General features: G+C 73.6%; 17 protein-coding genes. 12 read left to right on the forward strand and 5 right to left on the reverse strand.

Annotated features, from left to right (window positions below):
* Nucleotides 1–67: 67 nt before the first annotated feature.
* Entirely contained in the window at nt 68–2,095 is a 2,028-nt protein-coding gene (locus ACIRL2_RS36145) for a hypothetical protein (RefSeq protein ID WP_395860795.1), read from the reverse strand.
* Between the two features lie 255 nt (nt 2,096–2,350).
* Between ACIRL2_RS36145 and ACIRL2_RS36150 the strand changes: the two genes are divergently transcribed.
* Nucleotides 2,351–3,043: a response regulator gene (locus ACIRL2_RS36150; protein WP_402237972.1), complete on the forward strand. Its 693-nt coding sequence runs from the start codon at nt 2,351–2,353 to the stop codon at nt 3,041–3,043.
* On the opposite strand, the gene ACIRL2_RS36155 is transcribed toward ACIRL2_RS36150, so the two are convergent.
* Nucleotides 2,989–4,161, reverse strand: a complete 1,173-nt coding sequence (locus ACIRL2_RS36155) for a sensor histidine kinase (RefSeq protein WP_402237974.1) — start codon at nt 4,159–4,161, stop codon at nt 2,989–2,991. The two genes, ACIRL2_RS36150 and ACIRL2_RS36155, sit on opposite strands and share 55 nt — an antisense overlap.
* A gap of 101 nt (nt 4,162–4,262) precedes the next feature.
* Between ACIRL2_RS36155 and ACIRL2_RS36160 the strand changes: the two genes are divergently transcribed.
* Nucleotides 4,263–5,174, forward strand: coding sequence for an ABC transporter ATP-binding protein (locus ACIRL2_RS36160; RefSeq protein ID WP_402237976.1), 912 nt, complete (start codon nt 4,263–4,265; stop codon nt 5,172–5,174).
* Nucleotides 5,171–5,950: an ABC transporter permease gene (locus ACIRL2_RS36165; RefSeq protein ID WP_402237978.1), complete on the forward strand. Its 780-nt coding sequence runs from the start codon at nt 5,171–5,173 to the stop codon at nt 5,948–5,950. The genes ACIRL2_RS36160 and ACIRL2_RS36165 overlap by 4 nt, the downstream gene beginning before the upstream one ends.
* A gap of 67 nt (nt 5,951–6,017) precedes the next feature.
* Here ACIRL2_RS36165 and ACIRL2_RS36170 read toward each other — a convergent pair whose 3' ends face one another.
* Nucleotides 6,018–6,239: a hypothetical protein gene (locus tag ACIRL2_RS36170; RefSeq protein WP_395860785.1), complete on the reverse strand. Its 222-nt coding sequence runs from the start codon at nt 6,237–6,239 to the stop codon at nt 6,018–6,020.
* Nucleotides 6,240–6,356: 117 nt separating this feature from the next.
* Between ACIRL2_RS36170 and ACIRL2_RS36175 the strand changes: the two genes are divergently transcribed.
* Nucleotides 6,357–7,118, forward strand: a complete 762-nt coding sequence (locus ACIRL2_RS36175) for a TetR/AcrR family transcriptional regulator (RefSeq protein ID WP_395860783.1) — start codon at nt 6,357–6,359, stop codon at nt 7,116–7,118.
* Between the two features lie 240 nt (nt 7,119–7,358).
* Nucleotides 7,359–8,768, forward strand: a complete 1,410-nt coding sequence (locus ACIRL2_RS36180) for a DUF6777 domain-containing protein (RefSeq protein ID WP_402237982.1) — start codon at nt 7,359–7,361, stop codon at nt 8,766–8,768.
* Between the two features lie 106 nt (nt 8,769–8,874).
* Here the strand turns inward: ACIRL2_RS36180 and ACIRL2_RS36185 are convergent, their stop codons facing one another.
* Nucleotides 8,875–9,588 carry a class F sortase gene (locus ACIRL2_RS36185; protein ID WP_402237984.1) on the reverse strand — a complete coding sequence of 238 codons (714 nt, stop codon included), beginning with the start codon at nt 9,586–9,588 and terminating at the stop codon, nt 8,875–8,877.
* Entirely contained in the window at nt 9,581–10,333 is a 753-nt protein-coding gene (locus ACIRL2_RS36190) for a hypothetical protein (RefSeq protein ID WP_402237986.1), read from the reverse strand. Before ACIRL2_RS36190 ends, ACIRL2_RS36185 begins: the two co-directional genes overlap by 8 nt.
* A gap of 463 nt (nt 10,334–10,796) precedes the next feature.
* Here ACIRL2_RS36190 and ACIRL2_RS36195 point away from each other — a divergent pair, with 463 nt between their 5' ends.
* From ACIRL2_RS36195 to ACIRL2_RS36225, 7 genes are all read left to right on the forward strand, one after another.
* Nucleotides 10,797–11,183, forward strand: a complete 387-nt coding sequence (locus tag ACIRL2_RS36195; RefSeq protein WP_395860776.1) for a hypothetical protein — start codon at nt 10,797–10,799, stop codon at nt 11,181–11,183.
* A gap of 301 nt (nt 11,184–11,484) precedes the next feature.
* Complete coding sequence (locus tag ACIRL2_RS36200) at nt 11,485–13,158, forward strand: alpha/beta fold hydrolase (RefSeq protein WP_402237989.1); 1,674 nt, start codon at nt 11,485–11,487, stop codon at nt 13,156–13,158.
* 195 nt (nt 13,159–13,353) lie between these two features.
* The gene (gene msrA / locus ACIRL2_RS36205; protein WP_395860772.1) at nt 13,354–13,866 is read left to right on the forward strand and encodes a peptide-methionine (S)-S-oxide reductase MsrA; all 513 of its coding nucleotides are present in this window, start codon (nt 13,354–13,356) and stop codon (nt 13,864–13,866) included.
* 182 nt (nt 13,867–14,048) lie between these two features.
* Complete coding sequence (locus ACIRL2_RS36210; protein WP_402237992.1) at nt 14,049–14,813, forward strand: response regulator transcription factor; 765 nt, start codon at nt 14,049–14,051, stop codon at nt 14,811–14,813.
* Between the two features lie 44 nt (nt 14,814–14,857).
* A complete protein-coding gene (locus tag ACIRL2_RS36215) occupies nt 14,858–16,318 on the forward strand; it encodes a sensor histidine kinase (protein WP_395860768.1) in 1,461 nt (486 codons plus the stop codon).
* A 206-nt stretch (nt 16,319–16,524) separates the two neighbouring features.
* Entirely contained in the window at nt 16,525–16,941 is a 417-nt protein-coding gene (locus ACIRL2_RS36220) for a hypothetical protein (RefSeq protein ID WP_402237995.1), read from the forward strand.
* Complete coding sequence (locus ACIRL2_RS36225) at nt 16,938–17,171, forward strand: hypothetical protein (protein WP_395860764.1); 234 nt, start codon at nt 16,938–16,940, stop codon at nt 17,169–17,171. The genes ACIRL2_RS36220 and ACIRL2_RS36225 overlap by 4 nt, the downstream gene beginning before the upstream one ends.
* The last annotated feature ends 39 nt before the right edge of the window (nt 17,172–17,210 follow it).

Consider the following 17,210-nt stretch of genomic DNA (forward strand, 5'->3'; position numbering starts at 1 on the left):
AAGGATCGGCTCGTCAACAAAAGTTGATGACGGTGACGGCTCCCGTGCGCCGCGCCGCCCGGAGCGGTCAGGCGGTCACGGCCGCCGCGGTGGCGAGCAGTTCCTCCAGCGTGCCGGGGAAGTCGCGGAGCAGGCTCGTCGCCACGACCCAGGCGTCCACGTCCTCGCGCAACCGCCGGCGCACCGTGTCGCGGGCGAATTCACGGCACACGATCAGGGCGTATGCGGCCGGCCGGGCCCCGGCCAGGATCTCCGCCCGGGTGAGCATCCCGTCACGCAGGAGGTCGCCCAGTTCCCGGATCGGGAACTCGCGCACGGGAGGGTCGGCGACCAGCGCCCGGGCGACGGCGGGGGACTGCACCCACCCGTAGGAGAAGAAATGCGGATGGCGCCGGACGAGGGTGTGGAGCAGGGCTTCGGGGCAGTCCGGGTGGTAGGCCGCGAGGGCAGCCGCCGGATCGGGGATCCGGTCGGCACCGGGATCCTCGGCCAGGCGGCGCCACAGCGCGGCGGGGACCCGGCGGGGCAGCGCGCGCAGGGGTTCGGGCGACGGCCAGGTCTCCAGGTCCGCCGGCGACGCGCGACCCTCGATGCGGTAGCGGGTACGGCCCCGCCGAGGATCGACGGACCAGATGCCCTCGTCGGTCCGGGCGAGTGCCTTGACTACCTCGGCGGAAAGCTCGTCCTCCACCTCCGCGAGCGCCTGGATCGCGTCGCGGCGGGCCGTGATCCGGCGGGCGATCCCGAGCGGGAGCTCGCCGGGCCACCGGCGGGCGAGCGCGACCGCCACCGCCGGGGCGAGACCGTGTCGGCCGGCGCCGAACGCGTGCAGGTCGTCCGGGTCCAGCGCGGAGACGACCTCGGCCGCCGGGCCCGGTTCGGCGCGGGTCAGCAGGAGCGACAACGGGCTTGTCGGGTACCGGAGCGGGCCGGGCGGCGCGGTGGGCGGCCCTGCGGTCCGGCCCGGGTCCGCGGCCGGCGCGGGAGTGCCGGCCGAGTACTCGACGTGGCGCAACAGTTCGTGGACCGTCCCGGGAAATTCCGGTCCCGTGCGGGCCAACCGCAGCCAGCCCGGGACATCGTTCGGCAGCAGCGGGCGGAGCGCCGTCACGAGCGGGTCGAACGCGGCGGCCCCGGCGGAGCGCGCGTCGAACGCGTCGATGGCGCGCAGGACGTCCCAGGCGGGCCGGCCCGCGCTCAGGAACTCCTCGGGCGTCGTCACACCCGCCAGCAGGGCCTGTTCGAGCGGGCGATGGTTGTGGTTCGCGGCGGCGTCCAGCACGGCCACCACCGACGGCGGGCAGCCCTCGGTGCCGGCCAGGGCCGCGGCCACCTCGGGCGTGAACGGCTCCCGCCGATGCGCCCGCGCGAGCGTGTCCCAGTCCGGCGGCGTGTCCGAGGTCGCGAGCACGTGCCGGGCCTCGCCGCGCCGCAAGCCGCCGGCTCGCAGCAGCGTGACGAGTTCGCGCTCGTCCGGTCCGGCGCACGCGCCGACCTCCAGCAACATCAACCCCTCGGGCGCGTCGAGTGCCGCGCGCACGATCGGCGCCACCACCTTGGTGCGATACCGGCCGACGGACAGCGCGGCGTGCACGGCCTCCGGCCCTTCGGCCCGCCACAGTCCGGCGAACGCCCGCAGCCGGGCCCGTTCGACATGGGGTCGGTTGGCGAGCCTGCCCAGGACGGTCAGCGCGTGCCGGAGCAGTCGGCCGTCACGCGCGTACACCAGGGCCAGCGCGTGCGTGCGGGTGCGGGTGGTGCGCAACGTCTCGCGCAGTTCGGGATCCAGGGCACGGCCGAGGATCCGGCGGCGGATGCGGGTGTCGGCGCGGGGATTGAGGAAGACGTGCCGATCGATCTCGGGATCGTCGAGCGCGACCAGCCGATCCAGGACCGAGCGAGGCAGCCGGTCGTATCGGGCGAGCGCGATGTGTACGGCCCGATCACCGTCGGTCAGCGCGTGGTCGACCACCTCGGGCACGTCGGACAACAGGGCCGCCAACCGGCCGCGCCCGCTGGGATCGCAGCGCGCCACGAGCTGCACGACCAGGCTCGGATCGGCGTGCCTCCACAACATCGAGATCGCCCTGCTCACCGCTGCCCCGTTCCGTCCCGTACCGCCCCGTCGCGTGTGCGCCCCGCCGCCCGACGCCTGTCTGGACCGGCGCCCGGCGACGCGCGGGGTCGTCGTCCGGCGGGCCAGTCTGGCATCGAACGCCGGGCGCGCCGGCGGCCGGCCGGGGGCCACCGAGCCGGCCCCGGACGTCGTGGCGTGCGCCTCGCACCGTGTGGCACGTGCCGGCGGGGTATCGTCGTGGCACGGTGTCGGGGGTGACGGACGGGGTCCGAGGTGTCGATCCGGGTGTTGATCGCCGACGATCAGGCCTTGTTGCGAGGCAGCTTCGCGATGCTCGTGGACACCGCGCCGGGACTGGCGACGGTCGGCGAGGCGGCCACCGGCGTCGAGGCGGTCGAACTGGCCCGGCGCGAACGCCCGGACGTGGTCCTGATGGATGTCCGGATGCCCGAGATGGACGGCGTGGAGGCGACCCGGCGAATCTGCGGACCCGAGGGCGTACCCGGCACCCGGGTGCTCATCCTGACCATGTTCGACCTGGACGCCTACGTGTATCCGGCCCTGCGCGCGGGCGCGAGCGGGTTCCTGCTCAAGGACACCCGCCCGGCCGAACTGCTCACCGCGATCGGCGTGATCGCGGCCGGCGAGGCGCTCCTGGCGCCGACCGTGACACGACGGCTGATCGCCGGCTACGGGCCGACCGCCCCGAGCGGGGAACCGGCGTCGCCGCCGGGCGAGTTGGTCGGGTTGACCGACCGCGAACGCGAGGTGCTGGTGCTGGTCGGCCGAGGGTTGTCCAACGCCGAGATCGGCGCGCGCCTGCGGGTCGGCCTGCCGACGGTCAAGTCGCACGTGAGCCGCCTCCTGGACAAGCTCGGCGCCCGCGACCGCGTGCAGTTGGTGATCGCCTGCTACGACACCGGCCTGGCCGCTCCCGCCCGCCCGGGCGCCGGATCCTGGCGGTAGGGCAACACGGCGACCACGCGGAAGCCACCCCCGGCGCGCGGACCGGCGGTGAGCGTGCCGCCGTGCAGCGCCACCCGTTCGCGCATCCCGACGAGCCCGTAGCCGTGCGGTCCGGCCGCGGTGCCGGGACCATCGTCGCTCACCTCGATCCGCACCCGCCGGCCGTCCGCCTCGACCGAGACCTCGCAACGGGCGGCCGGGGCGTGCCGGGTCACGTTCGTCAGCGCCTCCTGGACAATGCGAAACGTGGACAGGCCGACACCCTGGGGGAGCTCGCGCACGTTCGCGACCCGCAGGGTGACCCGTACGCCCATCCGCGTCGCACGTTCGACCAGTGCCCCCAACTCGGCGACGCCGGGAGCCGGTCGTGACCCGGCCTCCTCCTCGGCGCGCAGCACACCGAGCATCCGGCGCAGATCGGTCAACGCCTCGCGGCTGGTGGCCTCGATCACCCGCAGCGCCTCGACCGCCTCCCCGGGACGACTCTCGGCCACGTGGCCCGAGATCGACGCCTTGACCGCGATCACCCCCATCGTGTGCCCGACCACGTCGTGCAACTCGCGTGCGATGCGCAACCGTTCGTCGGCCGCCGCGCGCTCGGCCGATTCCCGGGCGGTGCGTGCCGCGAACTCGCGGCGGGCGCGTACCGCCCGGCCGATCGTCCACGCGCCGCCCAGCGCGCCGGTCGCGGCCATGGCCGGCGCCGGATCGATTCGCCACGCGTACGCGGGCCCGAACGCGGCCAGCGCGAACAGCGAGCCCGCGCCGAGCGCCGCGATGGTCGGCGTGGGCAGGCGGCGGCGGTGAAGGGAGAGCGCGACCGGGTACAGCGCGAAGGCGGCGGCGACGAACAACGTGCGTGCGGCGCCCACGACTTCCGCCGCGACACACGCGGCGAGCACCACGGCGAACACCGGCCCCGGCCATCGGCGCCGGACCGCGATCGGAGCCCCGATCCCCAGGGCGAACAATCCGCGTGCCCACCACGGCAGATGACGTCCGTGTCCGCCCGACCACGCGGCGAGCGTGAACCCCACGGCGGCCGCGCCGTCCAGCGCGAACAACCACCGTCGGGTCAGCCGTCGGGTCACCGCCGAGCGCAGGCCGAACTCGTTCACACCCCGACCCTACGGAGCGCGACCGCGGCCCGCCTCATCCCCCGGGATGTCAGTCGGCCGCCCGATGTGCCAAGGCCCCCGGGAACCCGAGGGTGATCCGCATGATCGAAGTGGAAGACCTGACCAAGCGATACGGGCGGGTCGCCGCCGTCGACGCGCTGTCCTTCGTGGTGCGTCCCGGTGTGGTGACCGGATTCCTCGGCCCCAACGGCGCCGGCAAGTCCACCACCCTGCGGCTGATCCTCGGCCTGGCCGCGCCCACGCACGGCACCGCCCGGATCAACGGCCGCGCCTACGCCGAACTGCCGCGCCCGATGCGCGAGGTGGGTGTGCTGCTCGACGCGGACACCGCGCACGCCGGACGGACCGCGGTCGACCACCTGCGCTGGCTGGCCCGCAGCAACGCCCTTTCGCGCCGCAACGTCGACGCGGCGTTGGAACAGGTCGGTCTGGCCGCGGTCGGTCGCACCCGGGTCGGCGGATTCTCGCTGGGCATGCGCCGGCGACTGGGACTGGCCGCGGCGCTGCTCGGCGATCCCGGCGTCTTGATCCTGGACGAGCCGACCAACGGCCTGGATCCGGACGGCATCCGCCGACTCCGCGACCGGATCCGCGCCCTGGCCGGCGAGGGCCGCACGGTCTTCGTCTCCAGCCACCTGATGAGCGAGATGGAACTGACCGCCGATCGCCTGATCGTGATCGCCGAAGGGCGTCTGATCGCCGACACCTCCGTGCGCGAGCTCACCGATCGTTTCGCCCGGGGTGTACTGGTGCGTTCGCCGCGCGCGGGCGAACTGGCCTCGGCCGCGGTGTCCGCGGGCGCGACGGTGGCGTCGGAGCCGGACGGCCGCCTCCTGGTGCGCGGGCTCGAACCGCACGACATCGGCGACCTCGCCGCGACCCGCGGCATCCCGGTGTGGGAAATCCGCGCGCGAACCGCCTCGCTGGAGGAGGCGTACGTCGAACTGACGGCGGGCCGCCTCGAATTCGTGTCGACGGAGCCGGCGCGATGACCGACGTGCTCGCCGCGGAATGGCTCAAGCTGCGCACCGTGCGCTCCACGTACATCGTCCTGGCCGCGCTCGCCGTCGCCATGGCCGGCACCTGCGCACTCGCCGCGTACGGCGCGCACACCTGGGACGGGTTGTCGGCGACGGACCGCGCGCACTTTTCCATGTCGCCCCTGGAACCGCTCTTCCTGACCGTCGCCGAGATGAGTATGGCCGTGCTCGGCGCGCTGACGATCACCTCCGAGTACGCCGGCGGCATGATCCGGGACACGCTGGTCGCGGTGCCCAGGCGCGGACGCGTGGTGTGGGCGAAGGCGGCGGTCGTCGGCACGTTCGCCCTGGCGCTGGGATCGGTCTGCGTGTTCGCCACGTCCTACCTGACCCGGGCCGTGGTCGGGGACCGGCCGATCCCCGCCTACACCGACGCGGGTGCTCCCACGACCGGTCTGCTGATCACGCAGAGCCTGGCGATCACGGTGGCCGCGCTGGTGGGATACGGGCTGGGCGCGGTGCTGCGGTCCACGGCGGGCACGATCAGCGCCGTGGCCGGTCTCCTGTACGTCGTTCCGATGGTCGCGCACAACCTGCCCGCGCCCTGGGACGCACGGGCCGGCTCGTTCGCTCTCGACAGCCTTCCGGGTCAATTGGCGGGCACCGGCAACCCCTATTCCATCTACGGCACGACCCTGCCGCCGATCGCCGCCGCCGCGGTGATGGGTGCCTACGCGGTCGTGCCGCCGACCGTGGCCGCGATCCGGATCCGCCGCCGGGACCTGTGATCGAGGCGCTGATCGGGCGCGCGGAGCCGGTGCCCCGAACCCGCCCGAGGGCCTGCGCACGTCCCGGTCATTCGCGGCGCCCCAGGGCCCTGGCGCGGGTGTAGCCGCGGGCCGCGAGGAGCGCGCCGGCGGCGGTGAGCACGGAGTAGGCGAGGAGCGCCGGCGCGAAGCCACCCGGGAGCCACGGGAGCAGCCCGCGCTCGTCGTCGCCGAAGAGAAGTCGGACCAACCCCTGTCCGAAGGCCACCATCACGACCATGCCCAGGATCTGTCGAACGTCATGTCTCATGGACTCCCTCCTTCAACGTCCCGCGTTACGAACGTATCAGCGAGATGGCCGAAATCTGCCTTTGCAAGCAGCAATAGTTACGTTTCGTCACACAAAGCGCACGCTAGAATGAGCACCATGCGTGACGAAAAAGGGTCGGGGTGTCGGATGTGCGGCGCCGACATCGCCGGGTCGCACCGCGGTCGTCCCGCCCTGTACTGCTCCCGGAGTTGCCAGGCCCGGGCGTATCGTCGACGCAAGCAGCCACCCGTCGCGACCGCGCCGACGGAGGCCCGGCCCAGGGACGTCCGGGCCCGGCAACGGCGCCGGATCGCCGAGGCGGTGTGGCGGATCGCCGCCGAACAGGGCCTGGACGCGGCGAGCATGCGCCGGATCGCGACGGAGGCCGGCGTGTCCCTGCGGCTGGTCCAGTACCACTTCGCCGGCAAGCACACCCTCCTGGTCGACGCGCTGCGCCTGCTGCACGAGGAGAACGGTCGGCTCGCCAGGACCCGGATTCCGACCGACGCGGGTGACATCCCCGGGCTGTTGCGGTCGATCCTGGGCGAGTTCCTGCCGATGGACGAGCAACGCGGCTTCGCGCTGCGGGTGTTCGCGGCCTACTACGCCCGTAGTCTGACCGACCCGGAGCTCGCGGAGGTCTTCCTGGCCGCCGAACAACCGCTGGAGCACATGGTCGCGGACATCATCGAGACGGGTCGCACGGCCGGGCTCGTGGCGCCGGGCCTGGACGCCGGGCACGAGGCGGACCTGCTGGTGTCGGGGGTCACCGGGCTGGGTCTGGACGTTCTGCACAACCGCCGCTCGCTCGCGGAGGTGCGGGTGGTCATCGACTACCACCTGGCCCGGATCTTCCCGACGGCGGTCGTCTCGGACTGATCCTCACGCGGATCCGCACCCGGCCCCTCGTGGGCGGCGGGTCGCGAAAAAAGAAGTTCCCGCGGATTCGGAGAGAAATCCGGGCGCGGACGCACATCCCCACCGAACGGGTCGTCACGCGCGGCCCCCAGGCGAAGGGATGCCTCCATGTACCGGTTCTCGCACCCGCGTTCGGTCGCTCGCCGAACCGCACACACCGCGCTTCACCTCCCGCGTCGAACGGGCACGGCGGTGGCCGGCGTGCTCGCGGCGACGACGCTCGGATCCGCCGTCGGCGGCTGCGCGCTGCTCGCCCGCGCCGCCGTGGAGGTGACCGCCGAAGCGGCCGTCACGGCCACCGCGTCCGCCTTCTTCGAGCGCGTGGGCCGGGACCGGGCCGACGTGCACCCGGCGCCGGACGGCGGCCGTCGTCGTGGCGACACCCCCGGTCTGTACGGCGTCGCGCGCGACGTGCCCGGTTGCGACCGGCCCAGGCTCGTCGCGCTGCTGGCGGCCGACCCGGTCAAGGCCGCCGCGTGGACGGCCGCCCTGGGCATCACGATCGCGCAGATCGACGACTTCGTGGCCCGCACCACGCCCGTTCTGCTGCGCCAGGACGCGCTGGTGCGCAACCACCGGTTCCGCGGCGGCACGGCGGAGGGCTACCCCGCGCTGCTCCAGGCGGGTACGGCGGTGCTGGTCGACCCGTGGGGTCGGCCGGTGGTCAAGTGCGGCTGTGGCAACCCGCTCACCGCCCTGGCCCAGGCGCCGGACCGGATCAAGCCGAACGGTCTGACCCCGGCCTGGAAGCGGGTGTACGACAAGCGCGCGGTCGTCGCCGTCACCGGCGGCGACGGCGGCCCGATGTCCCGCATCGTGCTGACCGACCTCGACCGCCCCGACGTCACGATCGTGCGGCCGACCGGGACCGCCGGCGAGGCCGACACCACCTCCGAGCGCCGACCGAAGCCTCCCTCGGACCACCCGTCGACGCTGCCCGCGCCCGGCCGATCGGCGCCCACCACCTCGACGCTGCCCGCGCCCGGCCGGTCCGCGCCCACCACCTCGACCAACCGCCCCGGCGGTCGAAGCGTCGGGCCGACGAGCCCCTCGCGCACCGCGGCGCCGCCGGTGACGTTGACGCTGTCGACGAACACGGTCGCCGTCGGCGCGTCGTACACCGCGCGCGCGGCCGGCTTCGAGCCCGGAGAGCGGATCACCTTCCAATGGACCGGAGCCAGTACCGGAACGATCGACACCGTCACCGCGAACCGCGACGGGACGGCGGTGATCTCGGTGCGCGAAGGCGCGGCTCCGGGCGACTACCGCATCCTGGCCCGGGGGGCCGTGTTCGGCCGGATCGCCGCCGCGCCGCTGCGCGTGGTGGCCGCCACGTCGCCGGCGGCGCCCGCGCCGACCCTGACGCTCTCCACGAGCACCGTCGCGGTCGGCGCCTCCTACACGGCGCGCGCGGCCGGATTCCGCCCCGGCGAACGGATCACCTTCCGCTGGACCGGGGCCGGTTCCGGGACCATCACCACGGTCACGGCGGACACCGCCGGATCCGCCTCGATCTCGGTTCGCGAAGGGGCCGCCCCCGGCGACTACCGCATCCACGCCGACGGCCTGGGCTCGGGTCGCACCGCCGGCGCCCCGCTGCGCGTGGTCTGACCGGCACCGGGAAAGCGCGTCGGCCGGGCCGGGCGGATCGCCGGGCCCGGCCGAACTCCCGGGCGGGAGGCCGCTGTCGGTGGGGGACAAGAGGGGACGCGGAGAGTCAGCGTGAACCGGTCAGGTGTGCGAACAGCACGGTGTTGTCCTGGTAGCCCCCGTTGTCGGGGTCGTAGTCGCCGCCGCAGGTGATCAGGCGCAACTCGGCCCGGTTCAGGTCGCCGTACACCCGCTGTGTGGGGAACTCGGCCTTGGCGAAGCGCTCCACGGAGTCGACGGTGAACACCGCGATGCTCCGGTCCGCGCGGTGGATCTCCACGGTCGACCCCGGGTGCAGGGTGCCGACGTCGTAGAACACGGCCGGGCCGGAGGCGGAGTCGAGGTGGCCGACCACTACGGCGGGGCCGAGTTCGCCCGGCGTGGGTCCCTGGTTGTACCAGCCGGCGTGACGCTCCGGATCGGGGGGCGGAACCTCGACGGCGCCGTCCGCACCGAGCCCGACCGAGGTCACGGGGGCATGCAGGCCGATCTCCTGGATGTCGACCGAGGCGGGCTCGGCGCGGGCGAGGATCGGGCCCTCGACCGCCGGCGCGGCGGGAGGGACGGGGTCGGCAGGGCCATTCGGGCCGCCCGGGCCGCCGGTGGGCGTCGTGGCGGGCGCGTGCGTGGACACCACCTTGGGCGCGGCCGTGGCCGCGGCGGGTGGACGTCGTTCCTGATAACCGAGCACGGCGAGCACGACGCCGCAGACCAGCACCGCGACGGCCGCCACCAGCAGGAGGCGGCGGCCGGCGCGATGGACGAAAGGTGTGTCAGCCACGCAGGTTGCCCCGGCGCAGCGCGAACGCACCGGCCCCGGCACCCGCGACGGCGAGTGCGGCGCCCAGACCCAGGAGGCTGTTGTCGGACTCGGTGGTGCCACCCGCGCCGCCGGCCACCGCGCCGACCGGCAGCAGCTTGGTCTGGCCGGCCGGCCTGGCCTCCGGACGGGCTTCGGGCTTGTGGACGGGCGCGGCGGGCTTGTGCACGGGCTTGTGCGGGGCCGGCTTCACCGCTTCGGGGTGCTTGACAGGGTGCTTGACGGGGTGCTTGACGGGGTGCTTGACAGGCTTGTGGTGGTCCACCACGACCGTCTTGTGGTTGTTCACCACGTAGCTGTTGGTCGTGTGGCTGATGTGGTTGTTCGTGACGACGGTGTTCGTCACGTGGCCGATGACGATGCCGTCCGACTTGTGGCTCGGCTTGTGCTCCGACTTGTGGTCGGGCTTGTCCGCCGGCTTACTGCTCGGCTTGTGGGCCGGCTTGTGGTCGGGCTTGTCCGCAGGCTTCTCGGCGGGCTTGTGCGCCGGCTTGCTCGAGCAGTCGTGCGCCGGACGGGGGCAAGTCGGGGCACCGTTCCCCTTCTTGCCCTGCTCCGCGCCGGATCCGCTGTCGGCGCCTGACGCCTCGGCCTTGATGTCCTTGGTCTGCGGGCCGGGACCCTCGGCGGCCGTGGCGGTGCCTCCGATGGCTACGGCCAACAGGCCGGCGGCTACGGTGCTGCAAAAGACACGAGTGGTACGCATCAGGGACGATCTCTCCTTCGCAGCCGGCGCGTGATCGGCGATCCGATGGGGAACGCGACGGCACTGCGGAAAGTTGCCTCATATATTGCGAAAATCACCCTTAGTAGCGCTAAGTAACACTTATGGGTGATCACCGCTCTTCGGGTCGGGAGCCGATCCCGCCGGTCGAAAGCGACCAACTCCGGTATTGCTGGGGTGAGTTGCGCGTCATCGGCGGTTTTCTCGGCCGGACGTGAAATGAGGCGCCCGTGGGCGGTGCCGACGGGCCGACGGAAGAACACACGCGCTCGAACAGCGAAGCGGATCAACCTTTGGCCGGGGTGACCGATGGGTCGGCCCGAAGCCCCCAATCGGCGGTCGGACCGCGCTACCATCCACCGGCCGTACAACCGCGTCCGGTCGTACATCCGAGTGGGGGACCGTGGTGCGTGGCGCCGGTGGGCGAACAGCGGGATCACGGAAGGTGTTTCGGGTCGCGGGGGTGGCGGCGGCCCTGGCGGCCGTGTCGTGCGCCCCGGCTCCGACCGCGTTCGACGGGGCCGAGCACGACGTCACGCGGGAGTATCTGCGTACGGTCGCCGACGGCGGTTCACCCGCGGCGCTCTACGGCGCCTGCGCCGGTGCGAACGGCGCGGACGCGCATCGGATCCTGGCCGGCGAGGGGACCGGGTTCAGCTTCTCGCTCGTTGCTTCCACCCGGACCGACGACACGGCCACGGTCAACGTGAAGGTCACCGGACAGGACCATTCGGCCTCTCCCTACAACGTCGACCTGCGCCGGGAGAACGGGAAGTGGCGGGTCTGCGCCATGGGCCCGGGCCATATCTCGATCGACGTCGACGCGTTTTAGGCCCTGTCCGGCGGATCCTGGTGGGTCCGCGCCGCCTGGCACCGCGCCTCGCCGCACCGGAGAAACAGCCGAATACAACCACTATGCGGCTGCTTCCCCGGCACGCCGATGCACGGCATCCGCCCTTCGGGCTCCTTGCTGCGCTCACGACGCGGCCCGATCCACCACGATCCGCCGGACAGGGCCTGGTGCCGGGGCGGTGGGCGGGTGATCCCACGTGTTCCGGCGACGGGGAGCGGGCCGGTCTGCGATATTTCGCACGAGCCCGACCGCGCACTCCCGGAACGGAATCGGTGAAACCATGACACCCGACCGCCACGCCTTACCATCCGCAAACGACCCCACCCGCGCCTTCGTGCGTCGGGACCGTCCGGCCGGCCCGACCCGGCGGCGCGCGCTGCGTACGCGGGTCGCCGCGATCGTGGTCGCCGGCCTGTCGGTGATCGGGGCCGGCTCGGTGAACGCCGCCGCCGCGACCGCCGAGAGCGCACCGCCCACACCCACCCTGGCCTGGGCACCCTGCGCACAGGACGCGACCTTCGAGTGCGCGAACGCTGCGGTGCCGCTGGACTATCGCGACCCCCGCGGGCGTACCCTCACCCTCGCGGTGATCCGACACCGGGCCGCGGATCCGAGCAGGCGGCTGGGCACCCTGGTGATGCAACCGGGCGGACCGGGCAACTCCGGGGTCGACTTCGTGCGCGGCAACCACGCCGCGCTGCCCGCCGAATTGCGGGAGCGGTTCGACGTATTCGGCTTCGACGCGCGCGGAATCGGGCGCAGCGCCCCGTACGAGTGCTGGGACGACGTCCGCTACGCCCAGGAGATCGGGGCCTCGCCGGGACACCCGGGCCCCGACGCGTACCGGCGCGCGGTGACCACCGCACGGGACTTCGACGCCGCGTGCGCCGCCAAGGCCGGCGACGTACTGCCGTTCATGGGCACCGACTACGTCGCCCGCGACCTGGACCTGCTGCGACAGGCCCTGGGCGAGCGCCGGCTCTCCTTCTACGGACGCTCGTTCGGCAGCTTCGTCGGCACGGTGTACGCGGACCGATACCCGGGGCGCGTCCGCGCGATGGTGCTGGACGGCGGGTACGACCCGGTGCGCTACGCGAACCGCCCCTACGAGTACGACCGGCCGCAATATCTGGCCCTCGACGGCGCGATGGGCCGCTTCCTGGACTGGTGCTCGGCCGACCCGACCGGCTGCGGGTTCGGCGGCGGCGACGCGCGCGGCGCCTTCGACCGGCTGGTGTCCGAGTTGGACGCGCGCCCGGTGGTCACCCCGTCCGGAGCGCTCGCCAACGGCTACACCCTGGTGTATCGACTGATGTTCAACATCAACGAGGGCAAGGCGATCTGGCCCGCGTTCGGCGCGGCGCTGCGGCAGGCGGAGCTGCGCGACGGTACGGCGTTCCTGCTTCGACCGCCGTCGCCGGCGAGCTTCGACTTCCTCACCGCGAACATCGCCGTCGAGTGTGTCGACCGCGTCTACCCGAAGGACCCGGGCCGACTGGAGCGCAACGTGCGGGCCAACGTCCGCGACGCGCCGCTGCTCGGCCCGGCCATCGGCTTCGGCCCGCCCACCTACGACCACAACCACGCCCCGGCCTGTGTGCAGTGGACCGGTGAGCGGGTCAGCCGACACCAGGGCTCGTACCGGGCGTGGGGCTCCGCGCCGATCCTGGTCCTGGGCACCACCGGCGACCCCGACACCCCTTACCGGGACGCGGTCGCGCTGGCGGATCGGCTGGACAACGGCCGGCTGCTCACCTTCCGCGCCGAGGGGCACACCGCCTTCGGCCGCAGTGCGTGTGCCAAGGCGGCGGCCACGGCCTACCTGACCGATCTGGACCTCCCACCGCGCGGCACGGTCTGTGCCGACGAGGTGGACCCGACCGCCGCGGCGGCGCCCCGCGCGGAGCGGGCGGCCGGACCGGGCCGCGACGAAGGGTTCGACCGGATCGACTGACCCGGATCGCCGACCGGATCGGCCGACCCGCCCCGGCCGACCGGACCGTCGATCCGGATCGGAGCCCCCGGGGCCGGGGCCGGGGTCGATACGATGAAGGTATCCAGCCCCGGCCCCGGCGACCGGCGGGAACACCCGCCTCGCGTCGCTTGTTCTCTTCCCGGGTGAGTAGTCGAGGCAGTCAGGAGTTGCGACATGAGTGCTCAGGTGGAGAAGGCGGTTCTGGCCGGCGGATGCTTCTGGGGGATGCAGGACCTGATCCGCAAGCAGCCGGGGGTCACCGCCACCAGGGTCGGCTACTCGGGCGGCGACGTCCCGAACGCGACCTACCGCAACCACGGCGACCATGCCGAGGCGATCGAGATCCTCTTCGACCCCTCCGTGACGACGTACCGCGACGTCCTGGAGTTCTTCTTCCAGATCCACGACCCCACCACCCGGGACCGGCAGGGCAACGACATCGGCCGGAGCTACCGCTCGGCGATATATTTCGCCGACGAGCAGCAGCGCGCGACGGCCATCGAGACCATCGCGGACGTGCAGGCCAGCGGCCTGTGGCCGGGTGACGTGGTCACCGAGGTGGAGCCGCTGGGCGACTTCTGGCAGGCCGAGCCCGAGCACCAGGACTACCTGGAGCGCTACCCGCACGGCTACACCTGCCACTTCCCCCGCCCCGGCTGGAAGTTGCCGCGCCGTACGCACGCCTGACCCGCAATCCTCGCGCCCCGCACCGTACGGTGCGGGGCGCGAGGTCGTTCGGCCGGGCCCGCGCCCGGCGCGGTGGGTGGAACTGTCGGCCGACCGGTCGCGTCCCCCACCGCGGATCCACGTGCGGATCAACGTAGAGTCTCCCCACCTCCGGGAGGCCGGCGAACGCGGGACGGCACACGATGACCACGACACCAGGTATCGACGACGAGCATCGGCCCCGGGACCCGGGCGATCCGCCGCGCGTCCTGGTCGTCGACGACGACCCCGCGATTCGCCGCGCCCTCGAACGCGGCCTGCGCTTGGCCGGCTACCACGTGCTGCTCGCGTCGGACGGAGCCGCCGCGCTCGACCTCACGGGCAGCGCCGAGCGCCCCGTGCCGCGGGCACCGCACGCGATCGTGCTGGACGTGGCCATGCCCGGCCGCTCCGGCATCGAGGTCTGCGCCACGCTGCGGGCCCGAGGCATCGAGACCCCGGTCCTGATGTTGTCCGCCCGGGACGAGACGGCCGACCGGATCACCGGCCTGGAATCGGGCGCGGACGACTACCTGGTCAAACCCTTCGACCTGCGCGAACTCGACCTGCGGCTGCGGGCGCTGCTGCGCCGCCGCCCACCGGACGCCGCGACGGACTCGGTGCTGCGCGCGGGCCCGCTCGTGCTGGACCGCGCCGCGCACCTGGCCACCCACGACGGCGAGCCGGTGAACCTGACCGGCCGCGAGTTCGCCCTGCTCGACGTGTTCGTGCGCAACGCCGGCCAGGTGCTGACCCGCGATCAACTGCTGGCCCGCGTCTGGGGATACGACTTCGAAGTACGAACCGACGTGGTCGACACCTTCGTCAGCTATCTGCGCCGCAAACTGGAGGCCGGCGACCGACCGCGCCTGCTGCACACCGTGCGCGGCGTCGGCTTCGTGCTGCGGGTGCCGGACGGCCGGCGGTGACCGCCGCCCCGGACCGGGCCCGCGAAACGCGCCGTAGACCGGCCATGCGGCTGTCCACCCGGATCGCGCTGGCGGTGGGCGTGCTCGTCCCGCTGCTGGTGATCGCCGCCGGAACCCTGGTCGTCCGGTGGGTCACCGCCGATGTGACCCACCGTCAGGACGTGGCCCTGCGGCAGCGCGCCGACCATCTCGCACCCGACGCGCGGGCCCTGGTGCGTGCCGTGGAGAACGAGCGGGAGAACGCCGTACGAGCCCGGGAGAACCGGCTGCTGGACGGTGCGCTCGACCTCGGCGTACGGGTCGAACTGCCCGGCGGCCCGGTGTCGGCCGGGCCCCAACCGCCCGCGGGCGTGTCGCTGCCGGACGCGAGGCGCCGGAGCCCGGTCACCGTGCGTGCCGGCGGCAAGGCGTGGCGCATGGTCAGCCGCCCACTCGGCGCGAGCGGCACGCTGCGGGTGTTCCAGCCCACCTCGGAGACCGACGCGCGCACCGCGCTGCTGCGCCGGCGCGTGTACGTGGTGGCCGGATTCGCGGTACCCGTCTCCGCGCTCGCCGGCCTCGCCGTCGGCAGCACCGCCACCCGGTCGTTGCGGGCGCTGCGGCGGCGGGCGGCCGCGATCGAACCGGACGACGCGGCGCGCCCGGACGTGCACATCGCGTCGGGGGTCGCCGAGGTGGACGATCTCGGCCGCACGCTCGCGGCGGTCCTGGGTCGCTACGACACGCAGACCGCCCGGACCCGGGAGGCGCTGGAGACGGCCCGGGCGTTCGCCGCGACGGTGGACCACGAACTGCGCGGACCGCTCACCGGCATGCGCACCGACCTGGACGTGCTCGCGACCTACCCCGAACTGGCGCCGGCCGAGCGTACGGAGATCGTCGCCGACCTCACGGCCGGGCAGGAGCGGATCCTGTCGCTGCTCGCGTCCCTGCGCGCGCTCGCGCAGGGCGATCTGGCCGACGGCCAGTCCTTCGAGCGGGTCGATCTCGGCGAACTGGCTCACGCGGCGGCCCGCGACGCGCGCACCCACCGACCCGACGCGGACGTGGTCGTGTCCGCTCCGAAGGACGAGGTCCGGATCGACGGCCTGGGACCGGGGCTGCGGCTGCTCCTGGACAACCTGATCGGCAACGCGCTGGTGCATGGGCGCGGACCGGACGGCGCGGTCTCGATCCGGATCGGGGTCGAGGCCGGGGTGGACGGGGCCCGGATCCGGGTGGACGACGACGGACCCGGCATACCGGTCGAGCGCCGCGAGGCGGTGTTCGAGCGGTTCCGGCGGGGCCCCGACAGCCCCGGTGCGGGTCTGGGCCTGACCCTGGTCGCCCAACAGGTGGCCCTGCACCTGGGACGCGTCACGGTGGGGACCCCGCCGACCGGGCGCGGCACCCGCGTCGAGGTCGTGCTGCCGCTTCGGCGCCCGGACGTGGAGCCGAGCCGGACCCGGGGGATCCGGCACGACTGGTTGACTCGGGAACCGGCGGCACGGGCGGCCGGCGGCTGAACGCGCGGCCGAACCGGAAGTGGGACCGGCGCCGGGAGCGGTCACCGAGCGCCGGGTTCGGGCGCCGGCGAAGGTCGGGCCGGCCACCGCACCGGCCTCACACGAAGCCCACAGGCAGCCCACAAGAACCCCACAGAACAGGGTCATACCGTCGCGGCACGCCACCTCGCACCGGAGTGGTGAACCGTGAACTCGGGAGAAGCACCATGTCTCGCCGTAACACCGCGCGAACCCGCGCACCCCGCCGTCTCGCGACGCTCGGCGCCCTCGCGGCGCTGACCACGATCGCCGGCCTGGCCGCCGCCCCCGCCGCGCAGGCCGGCCCCATGCCCGGCGCCGACAAGCACAAGCCCGCCATCTGCAAGCGGCTCCCCGCGATCGACACCCGGCTGGACAAGGCGATCGAGCGGCTGAACGGCGCCGCCGTGGTCAAGGGGTCGATCGCCCACCTGCAAGAGCGGATCGCCACCGCGGACCGGCTCGACCGCCCGGCGGTGAAGACCTACCTGAACGACAGGTTGACCACCCGTCAGCGCCTGCTGCCCGAACTGCGGCAGCGCAAGACCGATCTGGCGAACGTGAAGACCTGGTGCGACGCGCGGCAGCCCGCCGCCGGCAAGTGACCGGCGCACCTCGTCGGGCCGGTGCCGCCCTGATCGCGGTCCTCGTGCTGGGCACCGCGCTGAACGCGTGCGGTGGATCGGACGACAGCGGCGGCGGACCGGTCCCCGCCGGCACCCGCGTCGCTCCCACCGGCGCACCGACGGACCCGGCGGCCATCCTCGCCGAGGCGGAACAGGCGGCCGACCGGGCCGACCGGGACGCCGACGCCCCGGAGACCCCGCCGGGCTGACCGGGCGGGCCCGGGCGCACACCCGGCCTCGGGCACCCG

It is taken from the genome of Embleya sp. NPDC127516 (assembly GCF_044765325.1).
GTDB lineage: Bacteria > Actinomycetota > Actinomycetes > Streptomycetales > Streptomycetaceae > Embleya.

Coding starts and splice junctions, on each gene's coding strand:
- ACIRL2_RS36160 (WP_402237976.1), top strand. CDS start 4,263: ATGATCGAAGTGGAAGACCTGACCAAGCGATACGGGCGGGTCGCCGCC.
- ACIRL2_RS36165 (WP_402237978.1), top strand. CDS start 5,171: ATGACCGACGTGCTCGCCGCGGAATGGCTCAAGCTGCGCACCGTGCGC.
- ACIRL2_RS36170 (WP_395860785.1), bottom strand. CDS start 6,239: ATGAGACATGACGTTCGACAGATCCTGGGCATGGTCGTGATGGTGGCC.
- ACIRL2_RS36175 (WP_395860783.1), top strand. CDS start 6,357: ATGCGTGACGAAAAAGGGTCGGGGTGTCGGATGTGCGGCGCCGACATC.
- ACIRL2_RS36190 (WP_402237986.1), bottom strand. CDS start 10,333: ATGCGTACCACTCGTGTCTTTTGCAGCACCGTAGCCGCCGGCCTGTTG.
- ACIRL2_RS36200 (WP_402237989.1), top strand. CDS start 11,485: ATGACACCCGACCGCCACGCCTTACCATCCGCAAACGACCCCACCCGC.
- msrA (WP_395860772.1), top strand. CDS start 13,354: ATGAGTGCTCAGGTGGAGAAGGCGGTTCTGGCCGGCGGATGCTTCTGG.
- ACIRL2_RS36210 (WP_402237992.1), top strand. CDS start 14,049: ATGACCACGACACCAGGTATCGACGACGAGCATCGGCCCCGGGACCCG.
- ACIRL2_RS36215 (WP_395860768.1), top strand. CDS start 14,858: ATGCGGCTGTCCACCCGGATCGCGCTGGCGGTGGGCGTGCTCGTCCCG.
- ACIRL2_RS36220 (WP_402237995.1), top strand. CDS start 16,525: ATGTCTCGCCGTAACACCGCGCGAACCCGCGCACCCCGCCGTCTCGCG.